General features: G+C 71.1%; 21 protein-coding genes. 8 read left to right on the top strand and 13 right to left on the bottom strand.

The genetic code is table 11. The features are described 5' to 3' along the window. Positions 1-136 precede the first annotated feature (136 nt). Positions 137-1081: a sigma factor-like helix-turn-helix DNA-binding protein gene (locus ABD858_RS19645; RefSeq protein WP_345039333.1), complete on the top strand. Its 945-nt coding sequence runs from the start codon at positions 137-139 to the stop codon at positions 1079-1081. Positions 1082-1180: 99 nt separating this feature from the next. On the opposite strand, the gene sucD is transcribed toward ABD858_RS19645, so the two are convergent. The 5 genes from sucD to ABD858_RS19620 form a co-directional block, all read right to left on the bottom strand. Next, the gene (sucD, locus tag ABD858_RS19640; protein WP_345039331.1) at positions 1181-2065 is read right to left on the bottom strand and encodes a succinate--CoA ligase subunit alpha; all 885 of its coding nucleotides are present in this window, start codon (positions 2063-2065) and stop codon (positions 1181-1183) included. Positions 2066-2088: 23 nt separating this feature from the next. After that, a complete protein-coding gene (sucC, locus tag ABD858_RS19635; RefSeq protein ID WP_345039329.1) occupies positions 2089-3270 on the bottom strand; it encodes an ADP-forming succinate--CoA ligase subunit beta in 1182 nt (393 codons plus the stop codon). A 240-nt stretch (positions 3271-3510) separates the two neighbouring features. Further along, positions 3511-4677, bottom strand: a complete 1167-nt coding sequence (locus ABD858_RS19630) for a vWA domain-containing protein (protein WP_345039327.1) — start codon at positions 4675-4677, stop codon at positions 3511-3513. Continuing rightward, complete coding sequence (locus ABD858_RS19625; RefSeq protein ID WP_345039326.1) at positions 4674-7046, bottom strand: DUF5682 family protein; 2373 nt, start codon at positions 7044-7046, stop codon at positions 4674-4676. The genes ABD858_RS19630 and ABD858_RS19625 overlap by 4 nt, the downstream gene beginning before the upstream one ends. Continuing rightward, complete coding sequence (locus ABD858_RS19620; RefSeq protein ID WP_345039325.1) at positions 7043-8155, bottom strand: ATP-binding protein; 1113 nt, start codon at positions 8153-8155, stop codon at positions 7043-7045. Before ABD858_RS19620 ends, ABD858_RS19625 begins: the two co-directional genes overlap by 4 nt. 127 nt (positions 8156-8282) lie before the next feature. Here ABD858_RS19620 and ABD858_RS19615 point away from each other — a divergent pair, with 127 nt between their 5' ends. Then, positions 8283-9650, top strand: a complete 1368-nt coding sequence (locus ABD858_RS19615) for an SWIM zinc finger family protein (protein ID WP_345039323.1) — start codon at positions 8283-8285, stop codon at positions 9648-9650. Between the two features lie 16 nt (positions 9651-9666). Beyond that, positions 9667-11277 carry a DUF5691 domain-containing protein gene (locus ABD858_RS19610; RefSeq protein ID WP_345039321.1) on the top strand — a complete coding sequence of 537 codons (1611 nt, stop codon included), beginning with the start codon at positions 9667-9669 and terminating at the stop codon, positions 11275-11277. A gap of 2 nt (positions 11278-11279) precedes the next feature. Here ABD858_RS19610 and icmB read toward each other — a convergent pair whose 3' ends face one another. Further along, the gene (icmB, locus tag ABD858_RS19605; protein WP_345039319.1) at positions 11280-11693 is read right to left on the bottom strand and encodes a coenzyme B12-dependent isobutyryl CoA mutase small subunit; all 414 of its coding nucleotides are present in this window, start codon (positions 11691-11693) and stop codon (positions 11280-11282) included. Positions 11694-12058: 365 nt separating this feature from the next. Between icmB and ABD858_RS19600 the strand changes: the two genes are divergently transcribed. Then, on the top strand, positions 12059-12898 hold the full coding sequence (locus ABD858_RS19600; protein WP_345039316.1) for an esterase/lipase family protein: 840 nt from the start codon (positions 12059-12061) through the stop codon (positions 12896-12898). 212 nt (positions 12899-13110) lie between these two features. Then, complete coding sequence (locus tag ABD858_RS19595) at positions 13111-14514, top strand: M23 family metallopeptidase (protein WP_345039314.1); 1404 nt, start codon at positions 13111-13113, stop codon at positions 14512-14514. 105 nt (positions 14515-14619) lie between these two features. Here ABD858_RS19595 and pcrA read toward each other — a convergent pair whose 3' ends face one another. From pcrA to ABD858_RS19575, 4 genes are all read right to left on the bottom strand, one after another. Then, on the bottom strand, positions 14620-17097 hold the full coding sequence (gene pcrA, locus ABD858_RS19590; RefSeq protein ID WP_345039311.1) for a DNA helicase PcrA: 2478 nt from the start codon (positions 17095-17097) through the stop codon (positions 14620-14622). A gap of 54 nt (positions 17098-17151) precedes the next feature. Then, a complete protein-coding gene (locus ABD858_RS19585; protein WP_345039308.1) occupies positions 17152-17343 on the bottom strand; it encodes a hypothetical protein in 192 nt (63 codons plus the stop codon). Continuing rightward, positions 17340-17708 carry a hypothetical protein gene (locus ABD858_RS19580; protein WP_345039306.1) on the bottom strand — a complete coding sequence of 123 codons (369 nt, stop codon included), beginning with the start codon at positions 17706-17708 and terminating at the stop codon, positions 17340-17342. The genes ABD858_RS19585 and ABD858_RS19580 overlap by 4 nt, the downstream gene beginning before the upstream one ends. Before the next feature lie 145 nt (positions 17709-17853). Beyond that, positions 17854-18207: a hypothetical protein gene (locus tag ABD858_RS19575; RefSeq protein WP_345039304.1), complete on the bottom strand. Its 354-nt coding sequence runs from the start codon at positions 18205-18207 to the stop codon at positions 17854-17856. A 338-nt stretch (positions 18208-18545) separates the two neighbouring features. Between ABD858_RS19575 and ABD858_RS19570 the strand changes: the two genes are divergently transcribed. Further along, positions 18546-19595: a C40 family peptidase gene (locus ABD858_RS19570; protein ID WP_345044702.1), complete on the top strand. Its 1050-nt coding sequence runs from the start codon at positions 18546-18548 to the stop codon at positions 19593-19595. Positions 19596-20396: 801 nt separating this feature from the next. Here ABD858_RS19570 and ABD858_RS19565 read toward each other — a convergent pair. Both ABD858_RS19565 and ABD858_RS19560 read right to left on the bottom strand, forming a co-directional pair. Further along, positions 20397-21110 carry a LuxR C-terminal-related transcriptional regulator gene (locus ABD858_RS19565; protein WP_345039302.1) on the bottom strand — a complete coding sequence of 238 codons (714 nt, stop codon included), beginning with the start codon at positions 21108-21110 and terminating at the stop codon, positions 20397-20399. Continuing rightward, positions 21107-22372 carry a PspC domain-containing protein gene (locus tag ABD858_RS19560; protein WP_345039300.1) on the bottom strand — a complete coding sequence of 422 codons (1266 nt, stop codon included), beginning with the start codon at positions 22370-22372 and terminating at the stop codon, positions 21107-21109. The genes ABD858_RS19565 and ABD858_RS19560 overlap by 4 nt, the downstream gene beginning before the upstream one ends. A gap of 187 nt (positions 22373-22559) precedes the next feature. Between ABD858_RS19560 and ABD858_RS19555 the strand changes: the two genes are divergently transcribed. Together ABD858_RS19555 and ABD858_RS19550 are read left to right on the top strand one after the other, a co-directional pair. Beyond that, positions 22560-23855 (top strand): PspC domain-containing protein, encoded by a 1296-nt coding sequence (locus ABD858_RS19555; protein WP_345039298.1) that lies wholly within the window; start codon positions 22560-22562, stop codon positions 23853-23855. Beyond that, positions 23842-24108 carry a hypothetical protein gene (locus ABD858_RS19550; protein WP_345039296.1) on the top strand — a complete coding sequence of 89 codons (267 nt, stop codon included), beginning with the start codon at positions 23842-23844 and terminating at the stop codon, positions 24106-24108. Before ABD858_RS19555 ends, ABD858_RS19550 begins: the two co-directional genes overlap by 14 nt. Here ABD858_RS19550 and ABD858_RS19545 read toward each other — a convergent pair. Beyond that, a complete protein-coding gene (locus ABD858_RS19545; RefSeq protein ID WP_345039293.1) occupies positions 24012-24503 on the bottom strand; it encodes a DoxX family protein in 492 nt (163 codons plus the stop codon). The genes ABD858_RS19550 and ABD858_RS19545 overlap by 97 nt on opposite strands. Positions 24504-24671: the final 168 nt, after the last annotated feature.

Below are 24671 nucleotides of genomic sequence, written 5' to 3'. Positions count from 1 at the left end.
CAACGACACGCGCTTTATCGCTGTAACGGTCAATTGACCGTTGTGTCGCGCAAGATATGTTTATGCATATTTATGCCTGTAGCAGTGATGTCGTTGCGCGGAGCTCTTGGAGTCCCTGGAGTCCCTGGAGTCCCGCATGACCTCCCCGCTGCCGAGCGCCGAGGGGCGGCGCAGCCTGCGCGTGCGAGCGGCCACGCCCGGGTCTCCCGGGTACGCCGAGGCGCCGCGCATCCCGGCGGCCCCCGGGGACCCGGAAACCACGGGGGTCACGCCGGCCATGGCCTTCGACGAGCTGTACGCCCTCACCGCCACGGCACTTCTGCACCAGGCATTCCTGCTCACGGGCCGGCGGCAGCTCGCGCAGAAGGCCGTGCGGCACGCCTTCGACCGGGCCTGGCAGCGCTGGCCCGAGGTGGCGACCGACCGTGACCCGGCGGGCTGGGTGCGCATCGCCGTGCACGAGTACGCACTGTCCCCCTGGCACCGCATGCGCCGTACCCACAGGCAGCCGGATCCGCCGCCGGAGGAGCCGGCCCTGCGTGCGCTGCAGGAGGCACTGCTGGAGCTTCCGGCCTCGTACCGGCGCACGCTGCTGCTCTACGACGGCCTGGGTCTCGATCTGCCGGAGACGGCCGCCGAGACCGAGGCCAGCACGCCCGCCGCGGCGAGCCGGCTGCTGAACGCGCGCGCCGCGATCGCCCTGCGGCTGCCGGAGCTGGCGGACGCGGCCACGCCGGCGGAGCAGTCGGGTCTGCTGCGGGAGCGACTGGGCGACCTCGTGTCGGCCGGGTCCGCGGTGACGCTTCCGTCCGCCGAGTCGGTACGCATGCTGAGCGAGCGGTGGACCCGTATCTGGACACGGGCGGCAATCATGTTCGCCACAGTGATCACGGGGGCGACGGCGTGCACGCTGGTCACCGCCCCGACGCAGTACATTCCGCGGGTCCACCCCGGTGAACCGATCCCCGGGGTGCCCGCGCTGGCCGGCCCGCAGGCGATCACGACGGGCAAACAGCTGCGCGACAAGCTGCGCTCGGCGCCGGGGAGCGGCCCCGAGCGCCTGGTGCCGCAGTGGCGCTGACCAGTCCCCCGCATACGGATGGGCCCGCACCCCGGCTGTCCGGCCGGGGTGCGGGCCCATCCGTATGCGTCACGCCCGTACTGCTCGGGCGCCGAGGAGTCAGCCCGCGAGAATGGCGCGCGCCAGCTTCGCCGTCTCGGTCGGCGTCTTGCCGACCTTCACGCCCACGGCCTCCAGGGCTTCCTTCTTGGCCTGTGCGGTGCCAGAAGAACCGGACACGATGGCGCCGGCGTGACCCATGGTCTTGCCCTCGGGAGCGGTGAAGCCCGCGACGTAACCGACGACCGGCTTGGTGACGTTGGCCTTGATGAAGTCGGCCGCACGCTCCTCGGCGTCGCCACCGATCTCACCGATCATGACGATCAGGTCGGTGTCGGGGTCCTCCTGGAACGCCTTCAGCGCGTCGATGTGGGTGGTGCCGATGATCGGGTCACCGCCGATGCCGACGCAGGAGCTGAAGCCGATGTCACGCAGCTCGTACATCATCTGGTAGGTCAGCGTGCCGGACTTGGACACGAGACCGATGCGGCCGGGCTTGGTGATGTCGGCCGGGATGATGCCGGCGTTCGACTGGCCGGGGGTGATGAGACCCGGGCAGTTGGGGCCGATGATGCGGGTCTTGTTGCCCTTGGCACCGGCGTACGCCCAGAACTGCGCGGTGTCGTGGACCGCAACGCCCTCGGTGATGACCACGGCGAGGCCGATCTCGGCGTCGATCGCCTCGATGACCGCGTCCTTGGTGAACTTCTCCGGGACGAAGATGACCGTGACGTCGGCGCCGGTCTTCTCGATGGCCTCCTTGACGGAGCCGAAGACCGGGATCTCCGCGCCGTCGAAGTCGACGGTCGTGCCGGCCTTGCGCGGGTTCACGCCGCCGACGATGTTGGTGCCCGAAGCCAGCATGCGCTTGGTGTGCTTCTGGCCCTCGGAGCCGGTCATGCCCTGGACGATGACCTTGGATTCCTTGGTGAGGAAGATAGCCATGGTGTGTCTGTGACCTCGTCCCTTTACTTCGCGGCAGCAGCCAGCTCGGCGGCCTTGTCGGCCGCGCCGTCCATGGTGTCCACACGCTGAACCAGCGGGTGTTTGCGGTCGTCGAGGATCTGGCGACCCAGCTCCGCGTTGTTGCCGTCGAGGCGCACGACCAGCGGCTTGGTGACCTCTTCGCCCTTGGCCTCGAGGAGCTCGAGCGCCTGGACGATGCCGTTCGCGACCGCGTCGCAGGCGGTGATGCCGCCGAAGACGTTGACGAAGACGGACTTGACGTCCGGGTCGCCGAGGATGATCTCGAGACCGTTCGCCATGACCTCGGCGGAGGCGCCACCGCCGATGTCGAGGAAGTTGGCGGGCTTGACGCCGTTGTGGTTCTCACCGGCGTAGGCGACGACGTCGAGGGTCGACATGACCAGACCCGCGCCGTTGCCGATGATGCCGACCTCGCCGTCGAGCTTGACGTAGTTCAGGCCCTTGGCCTTGGCGGCGGCCTCGAGCGGGTTGGCCGATGCCTTGTCCTCGAGCTCGGCGTGCTCCGGCTGACGGAACTCGGCGTTCGCGTCCAGCGACACCTTGCCGTCGAGGGCGATGACACGGCCGTCGGCGACCTTGGCCAGCGGGTTCACCTCGACGAGGAGGGCGTCCTCGGCGATGAAGGCCGTCCACAGGGTCACCAGGACCTCGGCGACCTTCTCCGCGACGTCGGCCGGGAACTTCGCGGCCTCGACGATCTCGCGGGCCTTGGCCAGGTCCACACCCTCATTGGCGTCGACCGGGACCTTGGCGAGCTTCTCGGGCGTCGTCGCCGCGACTTCCTCGATGTCCATGCCACCCGCGACCGATGCCATGGCCAGGAAGGTGCGGTTGGTGCGGTCGAGGAGGTACGAGACGTAGTACTCCTCGGCGATCTCCGGCGCGGTCTCCGCGAGCATCACCTTGTGGACCGTGTGGCCCTTGATGTCCATGCCCAGGATCTGGCCGGCCTTCTCCACCGCGTCGTCCGGGTCGGAGGCCAGCTTCACGCCGCCGGCCTTGCCGCGGCCGCCGGTCTTGACCTGGGCCTTGACGACCGACCGGCCGCCGAGACGCTCGGTCACCTCGCGCGCCGCCTCAGGCGTATCGATGACTTCACCGGCCAGCACCGGTACACCGTGCTTGGCGAAGAGGTCCCTCGCCTGGTACTCGAACAGGTCCACGCGCGTCCGTCCCTTTGCTTCTAATGTCGCGGCATGATTTTCGCGGTTCGTTGTCTGCGTGGGCGTGCCGCGAAGGGCAACGTGACACCACTGTCACAAGGAAGGCGCACACGGAGACCCGGTACGCGGCATGTCCGTCTTGCAGGTTATCCCCGTGCGGACCTATGTCCCTAAATCGTGGATCACCCCGGCGCGGTGATAACTGTCACAGGCGCCCCGTTCCCGGGCATGTCGCCCGTGTCATCCCTGGGGCACGGGCAGCGGGCGCTTCTCGATCGCCGCGGCCATCACCTCCGGAAAGAGGTCCGGGGTGCAGGCGAAGGCGGGGGCACCGAGGGCCGCGAGGGCGGTCGCGTGCTCCCGGTCGTAGGCGGGGGCTCCCTCGTCGGAGAGGGCGAGCAGCGCCACGAACTGCACGCCGGAGGCTTTCATCGCCGCGACCCGCTTGAGCATCTCGTCGCGTATGCCCCCCTCGTAGAGGTCGCTGATCAGGACGACGACGGTGTCGGCGGGGCGGGTGATCTGCGACTGGCAGTACGCGAGGGCACGGTTGATGTCGGTACCGCCGCCCAGCTGGGTGCCGAACAGGACGTCGACCGGATCGTCGAGCTGGTCGGTCAGATCGACGACCGCCGTGTCGAAGACGACCAGACGGGTGGCGATGGAACGCATGGAGGCAAGGACGGCACCGAACACGGACGCGTAGACGACAGATGCCGCCATCGAGCCCGACTGGTCGATGCAGAGGACGACCTCCCGCTTGACGGACTGCGCGGCCCGTCCGTGGCCGATGAGCCGCTCGGGCACGACGGTGCGGTACTCGGGCAGGTAGTTCTTGAGGTTCGCCCGGACCGTACGTTCCCAGTCGATGTCCCGGTGGCGGGGCCGGCTGACCCGGGCGCTGCGGTCCAGAGCGCCGGTGAGCGTGGCCCGGGTGCGGTCGGCGAGGCGCCGCTCCAGGTCCTCGACGACCTTGCGGACCACCATGCGGGCGGTCTCCTTGGTCGTCTCGGGCATGGCCCGGTTCAGCGAGAGCAGGGTGCCGACGAGATGGACGTCCGCCTCGACCGCCTCCAGCATCTCCGGCTCCAGGAGCAGGGTGGACAGGCCGAGCCGGTCGATCGCGTCGCGCTGCATGACCTGGACGACGGAGCTCGGGAAGTACGTACGGATGTCGCCGAGCCAGCGAGCGACGGAGGGAGCCGAGGCGCCGAGCCCCGCCGAGCGCTCACCGCCCCGGGCGCCCCGCCCGCCGCCGCTCCCGTACAGCGCGGCCAGCGCGCCGTCCATGGCGGCGTCCCGCCCGCCGAGCGTGCACCCGGTCGCCTCGGCGGCCTCCCCGCCGAGCACCATCCGCCACCGCCGCAGCCGCTCGTCCCCGGCGGTCGTGCCGATGTCCGTGTTCATGTGTTCCCTTCCCCGTAGCTCCTGCCGCCCCTGGCACGGACGCCCACGGCCTCGGCGCCCAGCAGCAGCCGGAGCACCGGCAGCACCGCGTCCGCGCGGTGCTCGTCGAGCCCGGCGCCGAAGCCGGGGCTCGTGGCCGCACCCGCCGAGGTCGCGGCCGGGCCGGCGGCAGCGGGGCCGCGGCGGACCAGCTCGCCCAGCGTGCGACGCACTCCCGGCTCGTACGCGGCGAACGTACGGCGCAGCAGCGGCAGCACATCCGTGAACGCCTCGGCCGGCACCCCGCTCAGCCAGGAGTCGACCAGGCCGAGCAGCCGCTCGTCGTGGACGAGCAGCATGCCTCCCCCCGAGGCGCCGCCGACGAAGCCCTCGATCCAGGCGGCCGCGTCGGTCGGAGCCGTGCCCGGCGAGAGCGCCAGGCCCATCAGTCGCGCGGCCTCCTCCTCGCCGAGCCGCCCGTCGTCCAGTGCGAGCCGGGCGGCCCGTCCGCGTATGACTCCGGCGACGGTCTCCCGTGCCGCCAGTCGCTCCAGCACGGCTCCCCAGCGCTCGCGGAGTCCGCCGGAACCAGCGTGGTCCGTGGCCTCCGACAGCAGGCCCACAGCGGTGTGCACCCCGTCGAGGTGACGGCGCATCTCCTCCGCGCCGTCCGCGTCGAGTCTGGTGCACGCGGGCGGCAGGCCGATGCGGATCCGCTCGGCGAGACCGCCCGCGACCTCCCGGAGCGCGGCCGTGTCGGTGCCGCGGACGTCGCCGTACCGCAGTGTGCGCGCCAGTGCGGGCAGGGCCTGGGCGAGGTGGGCGACGTCCGAGTCGAGAGCCGCCCGGTCGGCGAGCGCCCGCATCACCACGGGGAGCGCGTCCGACAACCCCGCCGGAAGACAGCGCTCGGCGAGCTCGGTCACCGCGGCGAGCGAGGCCGCGGAGGCCGCGTCCGACTCGGCCTTGGCCGTTGCGGCGGAGAGCACGGTGGTCCCCCACACTCCGGCTTCGGCGACCCGCACGGACAGCTCCGGCTCCCAGCACAGCCGCCAGGTCTCGCGGAACGTGCCGGTGCTCCCCCTCCCCATCACAGCCGGCTCGCCCCAGCCGATCCCGAGGAGACGCAGCCGGTGCAGCAGCCTGCTGCGGGCGGCATCCATGTCCTTACGGAGATCGAGCTCCAACTCCCGTTCCAGCGCTTCGGGTTTGAGGCGCAGGCTGCGCTGCAGACGGGTGAGATCGCGTTGCAGCGGCACCGCGGGCGCGGCGTCCGGGACCTCGCCGAGGACATCGCCGACGACCAGCCGGTCCCTGATCAGTTCGAGCGGTACATCGGAGCCCTCGCACATCACCGCGCGCACGGCGTCGGTCGTCTCGGAGAGGCCCGGCAGCGGGCGGCCACGCATCGCGGCCAGCGTCCCGGCAAGCCGGACGGCCTCGATGACATGCGCGGACGACACAGGCCGGTCCTCATCCCGCAGCAGTCCCGCGACCTTGGTCATCCAGCGCTCGACAGGACGGTCGGGCGAGCTGAACAGATGCCCGTACCAGCCCGGCGAATCGATGCCGGCGCCATAGCCTCCCCCGGAGCCTCGCCCGGGAGGTGCCCCCAGCCGGGCGAGCCTGCGATGGGTCCAGGGCACCCAGGTCATCTCGGTCCGGACCTTGGGCAGGCCCTTGAGCAGGGCACGGTCGGCGGCGACGGTCGCCCTCGCGGCGAGGGCGGGCACATGCCAGGCGCCGCAGACGACGGCGACATCGTCCCCGAACTCCTTGCGGGCGGCGCGGAGTTGCAGCCGCATGTAGGCCTCGCGCACCAGGTCGCGGGCGTGGCCCCCGTCCCCGTACTCCTGGCGCAGCGCGGCCATCGCCTCGGCGAGCGCGCCGAAGGCCTCGAAGGTCTCCTCCCCTTCCCGGCCACGGTGCTCGACGACGTCCTCCCACCAGCGCTCCGGGTCGTCGTACCCGGCGGCCTCGGCGAGCGCGGCGACGGGGTCGACGCGCAGGACGTCGCGGTCTTCCTCGGTGTCCTCGGCATCCTTTTCCCCCTCGTCGGCCCCGGCCTGGAGGGCGAGCGAATGCGTGGCCGGCAGGTCGATGAACCGCACCGGGACGTCGTGCTCCAGCGCCCAGCGGATGGCCACCCATTCCGGGGAGAACTCGGCCAGCGGCCAGAACGCGGCGCGCCCCGGGTCGTCCACGACATGGGCGAGCAGGGCGACCGGCGGCCGCATCCGCTCGTCGGCCGCGAGCGGCAGCAGCGCATCCCCCTCGGGCGGCCCTTCGATCAGCACGGCCGGCGGCCGCGCCGCGTCGAGCGCGCCCCGGACCGCCCGCGCCGAGCCCGGCCCGTGGTGCCGCACTCCGAGCAGCAGGGGTCCTGTCATGCCGTCACCTCCCGGCAGGCGCGGTAGAAGTCCTTCCAGCCGTCGCGCTCGCGGACCACGGTCTCCAGGTACTCCTGCCAGATCACCCGGTCCGCCACGGGCTCCCGCACCACCGCACCCAGGATGCCCGCCGCCACGTCCGCGGGCCTCAGCACGCCGTCTCCGAAGTGGGCAGCGAGAGCAAGGCCATTGGTGACGACGGAGATCGCCTCCGCGGTGGACAGCGTCCCTGAGGGGGACTTGAGCTTCGTACGGCCGTCGGCCGTGACACCGTCGCGCAGTTCGCGGAAGACGGTGACGACGCGGCGGATCTCGTCGATGCCGTCGGGCGCGGCCGGCAGGTCCAGCGAGCGCCCGATCTGGTCGACCCGCCGGGAGACGATGTCGACCTCGGCGTCGGGGGTGGCGGGCAGCGGCAGGACGACCGTGTTGAAGCGGCGGCGCAGCGCGCTGGACAGGTCGTTGACCCCGCGGTCGCGGTCGTTGGCGGTGGCGATGAGGTTGAAGCCACGCACGGCCTGCACCTCCTGGCCCAGCTCCGGCACGGGCAGGGTCTTCTCGGACAGGATGGTGATGAGCGAGTCCTGCACATCGGCGGGGATACGGGTGAGCTCCTCGACCCGTGCGGTCATGCCCTCCGACATGGCCCGCATGATCGGGCCGGGCACGAGCGCGTCACGGCTCGGGCCGTGGGCGAGCAGCTGGGCGTAGTTCCAGCCGTAACGGATCGCTTCCTCGGGAGTGCCGGCCGTGCCCTGCACCAGCAGGGTGGAGTCACCGCTGACGGCCGCGGCGAGGTGCTCGGAGACCCAGGTCTTGGCGGTTCCCGGCACTCCGAGGAGCAGCAGCGCGCGGTCGGTGGCGAGCGTGGTGACGGCCACCTCGACGATGCGGCGCGGCCCCACGTACTTGGGCGTGATCACGGTTCCGTCCGGAAGGGTGCCACCGAGCAGATAGGTGGCCACCGCCCAGGGCGACAGCTGCCAGCGGGCGGGCCTCGGCCGGTCGTCGGCCGCGGCCAGTGCCTTGAGCTCGTCGGCGAAGGCGTCCTCGGCATGCGGCCGCAGGGCCTCGGCGACATCGGCCGTGCTGTTCTCGGGCATGGTCATGAGTCCCCCTCCACATCTCCCGGGCCGATCTCCGGGGTTCGGGATCCACCGTGCACCACACCACTGACAATTAGCCGTTCCCGCAGGTCAGGGCCGATTGTCAGTGTCGCCCCTTACGGTCCGGAACATGAATCGACAGGGGGATCGCTGGACGGCGGAACAGGTCCTGGCCCTGGCTCCTGACGCCGCGTCGTCCAAGGCGGGAAGCAGGCTCGGAGTCGCCGGGCCGTGGTCGGAGGCCGGCTGCGCCCCGGGGGCCGTGTGGGGGCTGTGCAAGGGCAGCGGCAGCAAGCCCTATCAGACCGTGGTCGACACGGCCGGCCTCGCCTACAAGTGCAGTTGTCCGAGCCGGAAGTTCCCGTGCAAGCACGCGCTGGGGCTGCTGCTGCTCCGGGCGACGGACGAGAGGGCGGTCCCGGACGGGGCCGCGCCCGACTGGGCCGAGCAGTGGCTCGAAGAACGCCGGCAGCGTACGGAGAAGAGAGGGGCGGAGGGTTCGCCCACGTCCGGCGGACCGTCCGACCCCGAGGCGGCCAGACGCCGGGCCGAGCGCCGCGCCGAGCGGGTCACCGCCGGTGCCATGGAACTGGAGCAGCGGCTGGCCGATCTGCTGCGCGGCGGCCTGGCCGCTGTGGAGCAGGGCGGGTACGGGCACTGGGAGGAGACGGCGGCCAGGATGGTGGATGCCCAGGCTCCGGGCCTGGCGAGCCGGGTGCGGGAGCTGGGCGCGATCCCGGGCTCCGGTCCGGGCTGGCCGGTGCGGCTGCTGGAGGAGTGCGCGCTGCTGCATCTGCTGGACCATGCCTGGCTCAACCGGGACCATCTGCCGAAGCCGCTGGCCGCGACGGTCCGCACCCGGATCGGACTTCCCGTGTCCGCCGAGGGCACGGCGGTCCGCGACAGCTGGCTGGTCCTCGCGCAGTACGACACTCAGGACGGCAAACTCACCACGCGCCGCGCCTGGTTGTACGGGCAGCGGTCGCAGCGGACCGCCCTGGTGCTCGACTTCGGCGCCGCGGGCCGCGCTCCCGGGCTCGCCCTGCCGGTCGGCCTGGCGATCGACGCCGAGCTCACGCCGTATCCGGGCGCGGGACAGCTGCGCGCCGCGCTGGGTGAGCGGTTCGGCGCTCCGGCCCCCATCGAGGCCCCGCCGCCCGGCCACTCGGCCGCCGAGGCCCTGGACCTCTACGGACGGGCGCTGCGGGACGACCCCTGGCTGGACTTCTGGCCGGTCACGCTGAGCGGAGTCATACCCATACCGGCCGAGGACGGCTGGCAACTGGCCGATGCCTGGGGGTCCCCCCGAGCCGAAGGCCCCGGAGGAGGGTCGGCCCTGCCCGTCCCGTCCGCCGCGCTCTCCCGCTCCGGGCTCTGGAAGCTCGCCGCGATCTCCGGCGGCGCCCCGGTCACGGTCTTCGGCACATGCGGCCACCGCGGCTTCACCCCGCTCGCCGCCTGGGCCCAAGGCACGGCGGAGACAGTCCCCCTCATCTGACGCACAGGAGGTCCTCATGACCGGCACCGTCACGCCCTGGGAGGAGCTCGTCACCTCCGCCCTTCTCGGCACCGACCGCCGCACCCCGCCGCGCGGCGTCGGCGCTCCGGACAAGGAAGCGCCGACCGCGCTGCTCGACGCCGCCGCCCTGCACACCGTGCGGCGCAGAGCCGGGCTGCTTCCCGGGCGCGCCGCGGCACGTCCCGAGCCGGCGCCCCACGATCCACGCCCCGCACTGCCCGCGGCGGCACGCCGCAGACTGGCCCAGCTGCTCGCCGACCGGTCCGCACCCTCCTCCGGCGGGGGCCGCCGCGGCACCGCGCCCGACCTCACCGAACTGCTCCCCCAGTGGCTGACCGCCGCCGGCAGCCATGGCTACCGCGCCCCGGCCACCCTGCTGCCCGCGCTGCTGGACGCCGCCCGCGCTCGTACGGATCTTCGGCCACAGACACTGAGTTTCGCCGGACCGCGCGGGACATGGCTGGCGCGGCTCAACCCGGAATGGAAGTTCGCGCTGCGCGGCGGCGCGGGCGGCTCCGTGCTGCCCGATCCCACGGACGACGAAGCGGTGCGGCGGCTCTGGGAGGAGGGGCTGTTCGCCGAACGGGTCGCCCTGCTCACGGCTGTTCGGGCGCACGACCCGGAAGCCGCCCGGGCCCTGCTCGGCTCCACCTGGTGCACGGAGCGCGCCGAGGACCGGCTGATGTTCCTGGACTCGCTGCGCACAGGGCTGTCCGGCGCCGACGAGCCGTTCCTGGAGGCGGCACTGTCCGACCGCAGCCGCAATGTCCGGGCCACCGCCGCGGAGCTGCTCTCCGCCCTGCCGGAATCCGCGCTCGCCGCGCGGATGTCGGGACGGGCGGCGTCCTGCGTCGGCCTGGACCGTACGGACGGATGCGAGCGCATCGCCGTGGAGGCACCGCACGAGTGCGACACCGAGATGCAGCGCGACGGGGTGGTCCCGAAGGCTCCGGCAGGCCGGGGCGAACGGTCCTGGTGGCTCGGCCAGTTGGTGGAGGCAGCGCCGCTGGGTGGCTGGCCCGGCAGACTCGGCGCGCGTACACCGCGGGAGATCGTCGCGCTGCCGGTCGCCGACGGCTGGGGGGACGAACTGCACGCCGCGTGGTGCCGCGCGGCCGTGCGCCAGCGGGACGCGGAGTGGTCGCGGGCGCTGCTCGGCTCACCCGCCGCGCCGCCCGAGTCCGGGCCCGGCACGACCTCGCTGGCCGAGCGGGCCGAACTGCTGGCGACGCTCGACCCGGACGAACGGTCCGGCTGGGTGGCCGAGTTCATCGCCGCGCACGGGCTGTCCGAGGCCTTCCAGCTGCTCGGTGTCTGCCCGGTGCCCTGGGCGGGCCCGCTGGGCCGGGCGGTGGTCGACGCACTGGAGATCGCCCGGGACGCAGGCAGCTACCCCTGGAGCTTCAGCGGGGTGATGGGTCTGGCCGAACGCTGCCTGGACCCCGCCGAGGCCACCCGGCTCGAGGTCCTCACCGCCATACCGGCCGAGGCCGAGGACACCTCCCCGGGCGCGGGCGGCTACTGGTCGGAAGCCTTCCAACGTCTGGTCGGCACGCTGCGCCTGCGCGCCACGATGCTGGCCGAACTGACCCCGCGGCCGCACTAGGGTCAGGCGTCGGCGGACTGCCGGATGTTCGCGTTGACCCAGTCGACGATCGACGCCGTTGTCGCGCCCGGGGTGAAGATCTCCGCGACACCCTTCTCCTTGAGCGGGGGAATGTCCGCCTCCGGGATGATGCCGCCGCCGAAGACCTTGATGTCCTCCGCGTCGCGCTCCTTCAGCAGCTCCAGCACCTTCGCGAAGAGCGTGTTGTGGGCGCCGGAGAGGATCGAGAGGCCGATCGCGTCGGCATCCTCCTGGATGGCGGTGTCCACGATTTGCTCGGGCGTCTGGTGCAGCCCGGTGTAGATGACCTCCATACCGGCGTCGCGCAGCGCCCTCGCGATCACTTTGGCACCGCGGTCGTGTCCGTCGAGACCCGGCTTGGCGACCACGACGCGGATCGGACCAGTCACACCCATCACTGCCTCCATGTGTCCCCGGGGCTCATGGTCCGGGTCGGTGAACGAACGCTATCGACAGCATCCCGCAACCGGCAGTTTCGCGGTGTTCAGCGAGGGGGAAATCACACATGGGACATATTCGTTTTGCGTCGTACCCGCACCAGGCGGCACATCCGCCCCGGCCGGGCAGGTCGCAAGGGGAGCCGCTACGAGGCAGCCGCACCACCGCACTGTCGACCACACAAGACGGCGGTACGGCCAGTCGGTGTCCGCACGGCCAGGCACCACCCGCACCACACGGCCGGCCTCCTCCGTCACGGCGCCCCACCGGGACACACGGGGGGACAGGGTCGCCTCCCCGTGTGCTGTTCGGGAGGTCGGCCATGAGGGTTCTGCCCTTCTTTCCGCCGTGTCTGCGCCTCGTCCGGCTGTCGGCCACGCTCCTGCGAGCCACGATGCTCGACCTCGCGATCCTTGCCGGGCACCTTCTGCTCTATCCCTCGGGTATCGCACCCGAGCGCCGTTCCCCCGCCGGGCCGCCCACCGGAGCCCCCCTGCTGCCCACGGCCGGGCTCGGCCATCCGCCCGTGGTGCTGCTGCACGGTTTCATCGACAACCGCTCCGTCTTCGTCGTGCTCCGACGCTCCTTGTCCCGGCACGGCTGGCGCCATCTGGAGTCCCTCAACTACTCGCCGCTGACCTGCGACATCCGGGCCGCAGCCGACCTGCTCGGGCGGCACATCGACGAGATACGCACCCGCACCGGGCATCGTCAGGTCGACATCGTGGGGCACAGCCTCGGCGGCCTGATCGCCCGCTACTACGTGCAGCGGCTCGGCGGCGACACACATGTGCGCACTCTGGTCACCCTCGGCACCCCGCACTCCGGCACGCTGGCGGCGCAGCTCATGAGCGCGCATCCCGTCGTGCGCCAGATGCACCCCGGCTCCGATGTGATCGAGGAGCTGCGCAGGCCGGCCCCCGGCTGCCGGACCCGGTTCGTCAGCTTCTGGAGCGACCTCGACCATGCGATGATCCCGGCCGAGACAGCCCGTCTCGAGCACCCGGACCTGATCGTGCACAACGTGCACGTGACCGGAATCGGCCACCTGGCCCTGCCCGTCCATCCGGCGGTCGCGGCCGGTGTACGACAGGCCCTCCAGTGCGGGGAAGAAGGAGTGGACGCGGCACCCGGTACATCCGGTGCGGTCTCGGTGGCCTGACGGCCAAGGCAACGAAATACCGAACAGCCGTCGAACATAAAACCAAAGCTCCGTCTTCGGCCCGCCGAAACCAGAAGAATGCCCGTTTCCTGAATCCCCCAGTACCAGCCGAAGATTGTGGCCGTCGCATACCGCCGGGTACAGTCACGCCACTGCTTTCCCATTTCCCACGGGAGGGCGGCCGGACTGCTGCCGAGGCGAGAGAGAAGTCGGTGAACGACCAGCACGCCCACGCCGGGTACGTCGGATTCGACGGGAACTCCACTGGCGGCTACGACACCGACCCGCAGTTCGGCACTCTGCCGAGCGGCTACGAAGCAGGCCACACCGGGCAGTACGACACGACGGCCTGGAGCACCGCTTCCTACGGCGACACCGGATACACCGCTCAGTACGAGCAGTACGGCCAGTACGACACCACCACGATGTGGGCGGCCACCGAATACGGCACCGCCGCGACGGCTTCCGTTCCGGCCCAGTCCACCGGTGAGGCCAACACCTGGAATCAGACGGGGCAGTTCGAGAACGCCGCCTTCGGCTACGACACCACGGGCCAGTGGACGGTGCCCGGGTTCGGGGTGGGCGAGACCGGCGCCTACGACGCCACCGCCTGGAACTCCGCCGAAGTCACCGACACGTTCGACATGCCTCGGGCCGGCTTCGAGGCAGAGGCCGACGACGCGCCCGCCTTCGGCTCCGACACCGACACCGACCTCCACACCGTCGACGAAGCCGACTTCGATGCCGATGGTGACGCCGAGGTCCATCTCGACCTCGATTCTCCGGATACCGGTCTGCCCCCGGTGTCCGAGGCCGAGGAGGTCGTGACCGTGTCCCGTACCGCCCGTCGGCCCGCCAACCGTGCACGTCGCCGCAGCCCCGCCAAGCGCTCCGCTCTCCTCACCGTCGCCGTGCCCTCCGTGTGCGTGATGGGTGTCGCCGGTATCGCCGCCGCCTCCGTCAGCGGCCTCGGTGGTCTCGGTGGCGGCGAGAAGAAGGACGACGGCAAGGCCACGATGGCCGCCCCGGACGCGTCCGCCGTCAAGGTCGCCGCCGCTGCCAACAACAAGCTCGACACCCAGCTGACCAATGTCAGCATCAGCGCTCGCGACTTCAGCGACCGTGCCAGCCGGACCCAGGAGCGCATCGACCTCAAGGAGCGCCAGGAAGCCGACCGGCAGCGCAGGATCGCGGAGGCCGCGCGCAAGGAGGCGCTGCGCCCCAAGTTCGCCCTGCCGGTCGCTCAGCATGGACTCAGCGCCCACTTCGGCCAGGCCGGCGTCAACTGGATGTCCCAGCACACCGGTATCGACTTTCCCGTCTCGTACGGCACTCCGGTGATGGCGGCGACCGACGGCACCGTGCGCACCCAGTGGAACAGCGCCTACGGCAACATGGCGATCGTCACGGCCGCCGACGGTACCGAGACCTGGTACTGCCATCTCAGCAGCACCAAGATCCGGTACGGCCAGGTCAAGGCCGGCGATGTGATCGCGTACTCGGGGAACTCCGGTAACTCCACCGGGCCGCACCTGCACTTCGAGGTGCGGCCCGGTGGAGGCTCGGCGGTCAACCCGCTGAGCTGGCTGCTCAACCACGGGCTCAATCCGCAGTAAGGCTGCCGTAGTAGGCCTGCCGCGGCAGGCCGCGGTGAGCCACGCCCGGGCAAGCCGCCTGCGACGAGCCCGCCCGGGCCTTCCCGAGCGGGCGGTCCGGCCCGGCTATCCCAGCTTCTCGACCGGTGCGTAGCGCAGCACCAGCTTCTTGGGGCGGCCGTCGCCGAAGTCGATGGTGGCCTGCGCCTTGTCACCCACGCCCGTCACCGCCATGACGGTGCCCAGGCCGAACTGATCATGCGTCACCCGGTCCCCCACTGCCAACGAAATGACCTGTCTGTCCCCCGTACGGCCGGTCGCGAAGGCCGGGGGCCCGGAGCGGGCCCGGCTCGAGGAGAGCGATGCGGACAGCGACGAGGCGACGCCCGACACCGGCCCGGCGGGGGCGGCCTTGGCGCCGGTCCGCTTCCAGGTCATATGCCGCTCCGGGATCTCCTCCAGGAAACGGGACGGCGGGTTGTACGAAGGCTGTCCCCACGCACTGCGCAGCGACGACCGCGTCAGATAGAGCCGCTCGCGGGCGCGTGTGATCCCCACGTACGCCAGCCGCCGCTCCTCCTCCAGCTCCTTGACCTGTCCCAGCGCACGCATGTGCGGGAAGACACCGTCCTCCATACCCGTCAGGAACACCACAGGGAACTCGAGGCCCTTGGCGGTGTGCAGCGTCATCAGTGTGATGACGCCGGAGCCGTCCTCGTCCTCGTCCGGGATCTGGTCGGAGTCGGCGACCAGTGCGACCTGCTCCAGGAATTCGGCCAGGGTGCCGGGGTTGTCCGCGTCACGGTCCTGCTCGAACTCCAGGGCCACGGCCGCCAGTTCCTGGAGGTTCTCGATGCGCGTCTCGTCCTGCGGGTCGGTGGAGGCCTGGAGTTCGGCCAGGTAGCCGGTCCGTTCCAGCACGGCTTCGAGAACGGTCGCGGGTCCGACACCCGACTCGACGACCGTGCGCAGCTCGTCCATCAGCGTGTTGAAGCGCCTGACGGCATTGGCCGAGCGGGCGGCCATGCCGTACGCCTCGTCGACGCGCCGCAGCGCCTGCGGGAAGGTGATCTTCTCGCGCAGCGACAGGGCGTCGATCATCGCCTCGGCCCGCTCGCCGATTCCTCGCTTGGGCACGTTCAGGATGCGGCGCAGCGGGACGCTGTCCTCGGGGTTGGCGAGCACCCGCAGATAGGCCAGGACGTCCCGGACCTCCTTGCGCTCGTAGAAGCGCACTCCGCCGACGACCTTGTAGGGCAGCCCGACCCGGATGAAGATCTCCTCGAAGACCCGGGACTGGGCGTTCGTACGGTAGAAGACGGCGACGTCGCCGGCCTTCGCCTCGCCCTCGTCCGTGAGCCGGTCGATCTCGTCGGCGACGAACTGCGCCTCGTCGTGCTCGGTGTCCGCGACATAGCCGGTGATCGGCGCGCCGGCGCCGGCGTCCGTCCACAGGTTCTTGGGGCGGCGGTTCTCGTTGCGCTCGATGACGGCGTTGGCGGCGGACAGGATCGTCTGGCTGGAGCGGTAGTTCTGCTCCAGCAGGATCGTCGTCGCGTCGGGGTAGTCCTCCTCGAACTGAAGGATGTTGCGGATCGTGGCGCCCCGGAAGGCGTAGATCGACTGGTCGGCGTCACCGACGACGCACAGCTCGGCGGGGGCGTGCCCCTCGCCCGAGGGGCCCACCAGCTCACGCACGAGGGTGTACTGGGCGTGGTTGGTGTCCTGGTACTCGTCCACCAGGACGTGCCGGAACCGGCGCCGGTAGTGCTCGGCGACGTCCGGGAACGCCTGCAGCAGATGGACGGTGGTCATGATGATGTCGTCGAAGTCGAGGGCGTTGGCCTCGCGCAGCCGGTTCTGGTACATCCGGTACGCCTCGGCGAGCGTCTTCTCGAACCCTCCCCCAGAGCCTCCGGCCTGGGAAGTACTCCCAGCGGCCTGCTCGGCGAAGGTCTCCTCGTCGATCAGCTCGTTCTTCAGGTTCGAAATCTTCGCGCTGAACGACTTGGGCGGGAAGCGCTTCGGGTCGAGGTCGAGATCACGGCAGACCAGCGACATCAGCCGCTTGGAGTCCGCGGCGTCGTAGATCGAGAACGAGGACGTGAAGCCCAGCTTCTTCGACTCGCGGCGCAGGATCCGTACACAGGCGCTGTGGAAGGTGGACACCCACATGGCGTGGGCGCGCGGGCCGACCAGCTGCTCGACGCGCTCCTTCATCTCGCCTGCGGCCTTGTTGGTGAAGGTGATCGCGAGGATCTGACCCGGGTGGACACCGCGGGTGGCCAGCAGATGGGCGATCCGGTGCGTGAGCACCCGCGTCTTGCCGGAACCGGCGCCGGCCACGATGAGCAGCGGCGACCCGGCGTGCACGACGGCGGCACGCTGCTGTTCGTTGAGTCCGTCGAGCAGCGCGGCCGCGTCCACGACGGGCCGCGGCGCGCCGTCGCGGTAGTACGCGTCCCTGGGCGGGAGCGCGTCGAATGCGCCCTCGAACAGGTCGTCCGGCACCTCTTCGGGCGCGCGGTCCTCGGGCGGCGGCGGGGGCTCCTCATCGGGATGCTGGAGATCCGCCAGGAAGCTGTCGTCAAAGAGGCTGCTCATCGCCTTCCGAGTCTAGGCCGCCCCGCTGACACCCCGCCGCCGCCTTGAGAACAATCAGAAGTTGCCGACCTCCCACAGCTGACCGCCGGGAGTCTTCCGGCCGGGGCCCAGGGAAGTGCCGTCACGGTCGGCGATGGACCAGGCCACCACATAGACCCTGCCGCTGTGGCCGTCGACGGCGACTCCGCCCGGGAACGGCACCTTCACGCTCGCACGCTTGCCGCTGCCGTGGGTGACCTTGGTCACCTTGCCGGTGAAGAGCCGGCCGACGTAGAGATCGCCGCTGCTGTTGACGGCGAGGCCGGCTGGAGCCGAAGCCGCCGACCCAGCCGAGGATCTTGCCGCTCGGGCCGACCTTCCAGACCCGGGCGGTGGGCTTGGCCGCCGGGGCCACCGCCGATGCAGTTCTTGCCGCCGCGGCCGGCCTCGGCGACGTACAGCGCGCCGGGGGTCGCGGCGATCCGCCGCGGGTTGTCCAGGCCGGTCACGATGACCTTGGTCCAGGTCCTGCCGCCGGTGGCCGTGGCGGGAAGCGTCCCCATTCCGACCACGACGGCGGCACCGGTGGCGACGACCAGTGCTTTCCGTCCCTTGTTGCGCTTGCTGCGCATGGGACGTACCCCCTCTTCCAGCCCTTGCGCGCCGGGCCGTCCCGGCCGGGCCGGCAGGACCTTGCCCCCCAATGCGGGCAAAATCAGCTATTCCGGACAATCGCCGCACATCATTCCGGAATGGCTGCAACGGGCGCGCCAGGGGTCAGGTCCAGAGGACGGCGATGAAGATGTTGGCGGTCGTCAGTGCGCCCACCGAACCGAAGAGCGACTTCTCGACCCGCTCCTCGTCGCGCTTGACATACACCAGGCCGAGGATCACCACCAGGATCGCCAGCTTGATGCCGATCTTGAGGTTGTTCACGGTATGGCCCTCGGCCTGGTGGATGCCCACCAGCGCCACACCCGTGATCAGCATGATCAGTGCGCCGTGCAGCATCGCGGGCGTGAAGCGTGCGGTGCCCGCGCCCATCGACTTCATCTGGGTGAGGAAGCCGCCGAGCAGCGAGGCGATGCCGATGATGTGCAGGCCGACGAAGACATTGATGAGTACGTCCATGGAGCGGAGCCTATGCGGGGCCATACCACCCCCTGTCGGCCAGGTGGGCCTCATCCGTCGCAACGGTCACACCGTCACCGGTTCAGGACCTACCCAGGGCAGCGCCTCGGTCACACCCGGTCGTACGCATGCGGGAAAGAATCACTATCCGCCAGGACGGCACTTCCCCGTGACCCCCGGTTTAGCGTCCTCCCCCAGGCGGCCGACTCCCCACCGCCGCCCCCGCAAACGGGCGGCAGTCGGCCGCCACCGCCGAGAGACCCGGCGGCGGGCCGCTCCCCCTGTGCGGTCTGTCGTCGGGTCAGGCGGGTGACTTACGGAAGGACGTGGACGCCCTCGTGGCCGCGCACCGAAAACCCAGGCAGCACCCGCTCACCGGCAACGCCGCCCGCACCGCCGTCACCCTTGCCCTCGCCGGGGTGGCCACCGGCGCCTTCGAAGGGGCCGGTCACGCGTCCCCCGGACTCACCCCCGCCCAGGTCAAGGCCCGGCTCGACAAGCTGTACCACGACGCCGAGATCGCCACCGAGAGGTACAACGGCACCAAGGAACAGGCCGAGGCGACGGAGAGATCCCTGGACGCGTTGCGCGACGAGGCTGCCCGCAGGACGGAGGGCGTCAACGCCGCCCGCGACGCGCTCGGTTCGATCGCCACCGCCCAGTACCGCGCCGGGGCCATGGACCCGGCCGTGCAGCTCGCGTTCTCCCCCGACCCCGATCGGTTCCTGGACGACGCCGCACTCGCCGAGCGGGCCGGAGCCCGCCAGTCGACCGCCGTCGCCGGCCTGCAGAAGAAGATCACGGAAGTCCGGGGACTGCATGCCACCGCCGACCGGCGGCTGGCAGAGCTCAGGTCCCAGCAGGCGGACCTGCGCACACAGAAAGCGGACATCCAGCGCAAGATCGCCGAGGCGGAACGGCTCCTCGCCCGCCTCAGCCCCACCGAACGCGCCGCGTACGAGAGCATGGGCGGCCATTCCACCGAGGCCGCCGTCCGCGCGGACCGCGGAGCCCCGCGCGCGCCCGTCGAGGCCGCCGGCCCCCGCGCCGTCCAGGCGGTCGCCTACGCCTACGAGGCCCTCGGCAAGCCGTACATCTGGGGCGCCACCGGACCCTACGCCTTCGACTGCTCGGGCCTGACCCAGGCGGCATGGCGCTCCGCAGGAGTCTCACTGCCCCGCACCACCTACACCCAGATCAGCGCCGGCACCCGGGTGTCACGCTCCGAGCTCGTCCCGGGCGACCTGGTCTTCTTCTACTCGGGCATCAGCCATGTCGGCCTCTACATCGGCGACGGCAAGATGATCCACGCGCCGCGCCCCGGCGCCCCGGTCCGGATCGCCCCCATCGACCAGATGCCCTTCGCCGGCGCCAGCAGGCCCGTCTAGTGCTGTGGCCGGAAAGGTTTGCCGAGAAGCTCGCGACTCCCCCAGCTACCTCCCCCGGCTACCGCTGGGGGTGCCCCCCAGGGTGCCCCCAGCGGTGCCCCCAGGTGCGGTGCATCGCAAGGCGGGACATCGCAGCTCGTACTCGGCCGTACTCGTGCGATGCGACAACGGTGGGGGACCTCCCGTGCCCGAAGGGCTACGGGGGAGAGGTGCCGTGCCTGGGGGCACCTCTGGGGGGAGCGTCGCGAGCCGGTGAACCTTTCCGGTCATAGGTGGGCCGCGGCCTGGAGGAGGAGGGCCTCGGCGTCCTCGGGATACAGACCGGCGGTCCGCTGCAGGCGGGGGCGTGGCCGACGTTTTCGGCGGGCGTGTCGGGGCCGCCTGGGGGACACCGTACTGCCGGGCGGCGACACAGGGGATGGCTCCTCGCCCGGCCTCTCCCACACCCGCGTGCCCACTGACGTGCCGTCCGTGAGGAGTTCGACACCGTCTCTCTCCGACACCTCCGCATCACGTAAACCGGTGCTCGAAAAGCTGCTGTATCTTCTGAGTCTTTGTTGATCTTGCGTGTGGCGCGGGGGTGCGTCTGTTCGCTCCCCCGCGGCAGAGGGAGGGGCGCGTTGAAGACCGTGAGAAGAGCAGTCGCCGCCGCGGTGGCGGCCGGACTGCTGGCGGCCTGCGCATCCGCGCCACACCCGGTGAGTCGTAACCGTCCTTGGGAAAGCCCACATCGTCGATGGCGTATGCCTCCGGCGCGATGTTCGCGGCCGGACAGGACCCGGTGATGTGACCCGCCGAGCGTCAGACGAGGCGGCGCGCCGTCGCCCATCGGGTCAGCTCATGACGGTTCGACAGTTGGAGCTTCCTGAGCACCGCCGAGACATGCGACTCCACCGTCTTCACGGAGATGAAGAGCTGCTTGGCGATCTCCTTGTAGGCGTACCCGCGCGCGATCAGCCGGAGCACCTCACGCTCCCGCTGGGTGAGCCGGTCCATGTCCTCGTCCACCGGAGGCGCATCGGTCGAGGCGAAGGCGTCGAGCACGAAGCCGGCCAGCCGGGGCGAGAAGACCGCGTCGCCGTCCGCCACCCGGAAGATCGCGTCGACCAGGTCGGTGCCTGTGATGGTCTTGGTGACATAGCCGCGGGCACCGCCCCGGATGACACCGATGACATCCTCCGCCGCGTCCGAGACGGACAGCGCCAGGAACCGCACCGGGCGGTCGGGGGCGGCCATCAAAGGGGCACAGCGGCGCAGGACTTCGACGCCACCGCCGCCCGGCAGATGGACATCGAGAAGAACCACCTCGGGGCGGGTGGCCGTGATGACCGTGACGGCCTGGCCGGCATCGGCGGCCTCACCGACGACCTCGACGCCGGTACGGTCGGTCTGCCCGATCTCCGCCTGCACACCCGCGCGGAACATCCGGTGGTCGTCGACGAGTACGACCCTCACCCGGCGCTCGTTGTCCCCGGTCTGCCCTGTCTGCCCGGTCTGCTCGGTCTGCTCGGTCATGCGTCCGCCCTCTCCATCTCCAGCTCGACCTCCGTGCCCCCTCCGGGCACCGAACGCAGCCGCGCGGTCCCACCGTTGCGCTGCATCCGGCCGATGATTGATTCTCGTACGCCCATCCGGTCGTCCGGCACGGCGTCCAGGTCGAAACCGGGGCCGCGGTCGCGGACCGAGACAAAGACCGTACGGCCCTCGACCTCGGCATAGACCTGAACCGCGCCACCCTCGCCACCGTACTTGGCGGCATTGACCATCGCCTCGCGCGCTGCCTGTATCTGTGCGCCGAGCCGCTCGTCGAGCGGGCAATCGCCGACCACCACGACCTCGATGGGGACTCCGTGCTTGTCCTCGACCTCGGCGGCACTGCGCCGCACCGCCTCGGCGAGGGTGTCGGGCTCCTCCTCTTCCTGTCCCTTGCCCTCCGGCTTGTAGAGCCAGACGCGCAGCTCTCGCTCCTGGGCCCGGGCAAGCCGCCTGACCTGGTGCGCGTCGTCCGCGTTGCGCTGGATCAGGGTGAGGGTGTGCAGCACCGAGTCATGAACATGGGCGGCGACCTCGGCGCGTTCCTGGGCGCGGATACGCATCAGCCGCTCCTCCGAGAGGTCCTGGGTCATCCGGACGAGATAGGGGCCCGCGAGCAGCGCTATGCCGGCGACGACGGCGAGCGCGGCGGTCAGGACATTGCCCAGCTGCGCGGCCGAACCCCGCACCACCATGAAGGCCGTGAAGCCTGTGCCGACCAGGGCGACACCCGCCAGGCCCCGGGCCAGCGGCAGCAGCCTGCTGCGGCGCCCGGCCTCCATCCAGCGGGCCCGGCGGGCGTTGTCCGCCTGCCGCCACACCAGCACGACTCCCGCGCCGATGAGCAGCATCGGCCAGATGTACGGACCGGCCTGGCCGCCGAGGTCCACGCTGCCGACGAATACCCCCGCGCCGATGATCAGAGCGATCAGGGCGAGGATCTGGCCCCTGTCGGGCTTGCGGAGCCTGCGGCGGCCGTCCGGGGTCACCTCGAAGGCGGAACGCGGCGCCGACGTACCTCCGACGCCCAGCGGCACCACGAACCAGAACACGGCATAGAGCAGCGCCCCCAGCCCGTCCACGAAGAACAGGCCGAGGAAGACGAACCGCACCCAGGAGACCGGCAGACCGAGGTGCCCGGCGAGACCGCGCGCCACACCGCCGAGCATCCGGCCATCCGCGCTGCGGTAGAGCTTGCGCAGGGGGATCTCTTCGGGTTCGGTGAGGCGTGCGGCGACAGGCATGCCAACGATGTTCACACGTTTGTGCGCGTGCGGGCATCAGGGTCCGTCCCCTACACGTCCCTGATACGAGTCCGGGTCCGGCCCCCGCCCGACCGGTGCCCCCCACGGTCCCCTCAGGGGCGATATCAGGGATCGGCCAGGGTCGGGACGGCTCCCACCACACGACGCGGCCCGTCACCATGGACCCATGACAGCACCGCACGACGCTCCCGCGGCTCCCGCCGCCGATCACAAGCCGCCGCAGCTGCGCCGCAGCCGGCAGAGCCGGGTGATCGGCGGCGTGTGCGGCGGCCTGGGCAGGTACTGCGACATCGACCCGGTGATCTTCCGGATCGTCCTCGGTGTCCTCACCGTCACCGGCGGCATCGGCCTGATCTTCTACGGCTTCGCCTGGCTGCTGATACCGGCCGAGGACGACGACGAGAACGAGGCGCGCAGGCTGCTGTCGGGACGGGTCGAAGGCCCGGCCCTGGCCGCCGTGCTGATGGCCCTGGCGGGCTGCGGTCTGTTCCTGTCGATGCTCAACAACGGCTCGCTGCTCGCTTTCGCCATGCTGCTCTCGCTCGCCGTCGCGGGCTCCGCCGTCTGGTCGCAGCGCCGCCGCCTGACCGCACCGGAGAGCCCGCTCGACCCGGTGACGGCGCAGGCGGTCGCCGATGCCCCGCCCGAGACGAAGGCCCCGCCCGCACCCGGCACACCGTCGTGGTGGCGGGATCCGATCGTCAAGGACGGCTCGACGGGTCCAGTGCCGTCCGGTTATCTCTGGGGTCCCGCGGGCACGGTCGTGGACACGATGTGGACGGACACCCGGCCCCCGGTCGGGTACGTCCGCGAGCCCGCCGCCACGCGCGGCCCACGTTCCATAGGCGGCCTGGTCCTGCTGCTGGCACTGATCGCCGGCGGGCTGGGAACGGGACTGTCCTGGGCGAGCCTGCCGATCGCCACCAGCCTGCAGATAGGCCTGGCGAGCGCGCTCCTGGTGTTCGCTGTCGGCCTCGTGGTCAGCTCGTTCCTCGGCCGGACCGGATTCGGCACGATCATGATGGCGTGCCTCACAGCCGTGCTGCTGGCGGGGGCCGCGGCGCTGCCGAAGAGCATCACATCGGAGTGGACGCGTTCGACCTGGACACCCGCATCGGTGGCGACGGTGCAGCACCGGTACGAACTGGGCAGCGGCGTGGGCACCCTGGACCTGGGCGGGCTGGCCGTCCCGGCAGGGCGGACCTTGACCACCGGCGCAGAGGTGGGCGCGGGCAGGATCAAGGTCGTCGTACCGAAGGACGTGACGGTGAAAATCGACGCCGAGGTGGGCCTAGGCGACATCCAATTGCCCGGTGAGGGGAAGCACGACGTGGACGTGGCCCCCGGCAGGAAAACGGTGCGCACGCTTCCGCCACCCGCGGGCGCGAAGCCCGCCGGCACGATCGAGCTGCGCCTCCAGGTCGGCCTCGGCCAGGCGGAGGTGACCCGTGCTGCGTCATGAGTTCCGCCCCGGACGGCTGGTCGCGGGCCTGACCCTGCTCACCACGGCCGTCGCCTTCGCCGGCGACGCGGCGGGCGACTGGCACACGCCCTGGTACGCGGCGATCCCGCTGATCACCATGGGCCTCTTCCTCGCCGCCCTGGTCAGCGGGATCGACTACGGCGTGCGGCGGCGGCGGCGCTCCGCCAGGAACGCGTCCACCGACAGGACGGCTGCCCCGGCCAGTACCAACGGCGACCAGGCCATCAGATAGGCCAGATCGTTCCCGTAGTAGTACGGCTCGGTGTTCCAGCTGACGGTGAGCCACAGGCTCAACGAGATCAGCGCCCCGCCGAGGGCGGCCAGCCGTGCCAGCAGACCGATCAGGGTGCCGATGCCGACCGCGAGCTCACCGAACGCGATGGCGTGGCCGAAGCCCGAAGGGTCCTTGAGCGCCAGGTCGACCAGGGCGGGGATCGCCGCGGTGTCACGCACGCTGTGCATCAGCTCGCCGATCGACCCCGGCCCGCTGTCGGAGAGGAAGGCGGGGTCGGTGAGCTTGTCGAGCCCCGCGTAGATGAAGGTCACCCCGAGAAAGACACGCAGCGGCAGAAGCGCATACCGGCTCGCGGTCTGCCTGCCCCGGTCCACCCGATACCCATGAGCCATGATCTGATCCGCCTCTCCGCCCTGTCTGCGCTCCGGACGCATTCTTTCCCGTGTTCCTCGAGAGGGGATACGGACAGGAGGCCGATCGGGCTCACCCGACCGAGAACACGGCGCCGCCGCCGCTCATACATATGAGCGGCGGCGGCGGCAACGGCCCTGCGGGGCCCT

Origin of the sequence: Streptomyces sannanensis, assembly GCF_039536205.1 — a bacterium.
In the GTDB taxonomy this organism is placed as follows: domain Bacteria; phylum Actinomycetota; class Actinomycetes; order Streptomycetales; family Streptomycetaceae; genus Streptomyces; species Streptomyces sannanensis.
The sequence above is the reverse complement of the archived record's forward strand: the minus strand, read 5'-3'. Positions and strand labels throughout refer to the sequence as shown.

What these genes read in the sequence shown, in the direction of transcription:
- ABD858_RS19645 (WP_345039333.1), top strand. Translation starts at nt 137, where the DNA reads ATGACCTCCCCGCTGCCGAGCGCCGAGGGGCGGCGCAGCCTGCGCGTG.
- sucD (WP_345039331.1), bottom strand. Translation starts at nt 2,065, where the DNA reads ATGGCTATCTTCCTCACCAAGGAATCCAAGGTCATCGTCCAGGGCATG.
- ABD858_RS19630 (WP_345039327.1), bottom strand. Translation starts at nt 4,677, where the DNA reads ATGAACACGGACATCGGCACGACCGCCGGGGACGAGCGGCTGCGGCGG.
- ABD858_RS19625 (WP_345039326.1), bottom strand. Translation starts at nt 7,046, where the DNA reads ATGACAGGACCCCTGCTGCTCGGAGTGCGGCACCACGGGCCGGGCTCG.
- ABD858_RS19620 (WP_345039325.1), bottom strand. Translation starts at nt 8,155, where the DNA reads ATGACCATGCCCGAGAACAGCACGGCCGATGTCGCCGAGGCCCTGCGG.
- ABD858_RS19615 (WP_345039323.1), top strand. Translation starts at nt 8,283, where the DNA reads ATGAATCGACAGGGGGATCGCTGGACGGCGGAACAGGTCCTGGCCCTG.
- ABD858_RS19610 (WP_345039321.1), top strand. Translation starts at nt 9,667, where the DNA reads ATGACCGGCACCGTCACGCCCTGGGAGGAGCTCGTCACCTCCGCCCTT.
- icmB (WP_345039319.1), bottom strand. Translation starts at nt 11,693, where the DNA reads ATGGGTGTGACTGGTCCGATCCGCGTCGTGGTCGCCAAGCCGGGTCTC.
- ABD858_RS19600 (WP_345039316.1), top strand. Translation starts at nt 12,059, where the DNA reads ATGAGGGTTCTGCCCTTCTTTCCGCCGTGTCTGCGCCTCGTCCGGCTG.
- pcrA (WP_345039311.1), bottom strand. Translation starts at nt 17,097, where the DNA reads ATGAGCAGCCTCTTTGACGACAGCTTCCTGGCGGATCTCCAGCATCCC.
- ABD858_RS19580 (WP_345039306.1), bottom strand. Translation starts at nt 17,708, where the DNA reads ATGCGCAGCAAGCGCAACAAGGGACGGAAAGCACTGGTCGTCGCCACC.
- ABD858_RS19575 (WP_345039304.1), bottom strand. Translation starts at nt 18,207, where the DNA reads ATGGACGTACTCATCAATGTCTTCGTCGGCCTGCACATCATCGGCATC.
- ABD858_RS19565 (WP_345039302.1), bottom strand. Translation starts at nt 21,110, where the DNA reads ATGACCGAGCAGACCGAGCAGACCGGGCAGACAGGGCAGACCGGGGAC.
- ABD858_RS19560 (WP_345039300.1), bottom strand. Translation starts at nt 22,372, where the DNA reads ATGCCTGTCGCCGCACGCCTCACCGAACCCGAAGAGATCCCCCTGCGC.
- ABD858_RS19555 (WP_345039298.1), top strand. Translation starts at nt 22,560, where the DNA reads ATGACAGCACCGCACGACGCTCCCGCGGCTCCCGCCGCCGATCACAAG.
- ABD858_RS19545 (WP_345039293.1), bottom strand. Translation starts at nt 24,503, where the DNA reads ATGGCTCATGGGTATCGGGTGGACCGGGGCAGGCAGACCGCGAGCCGG.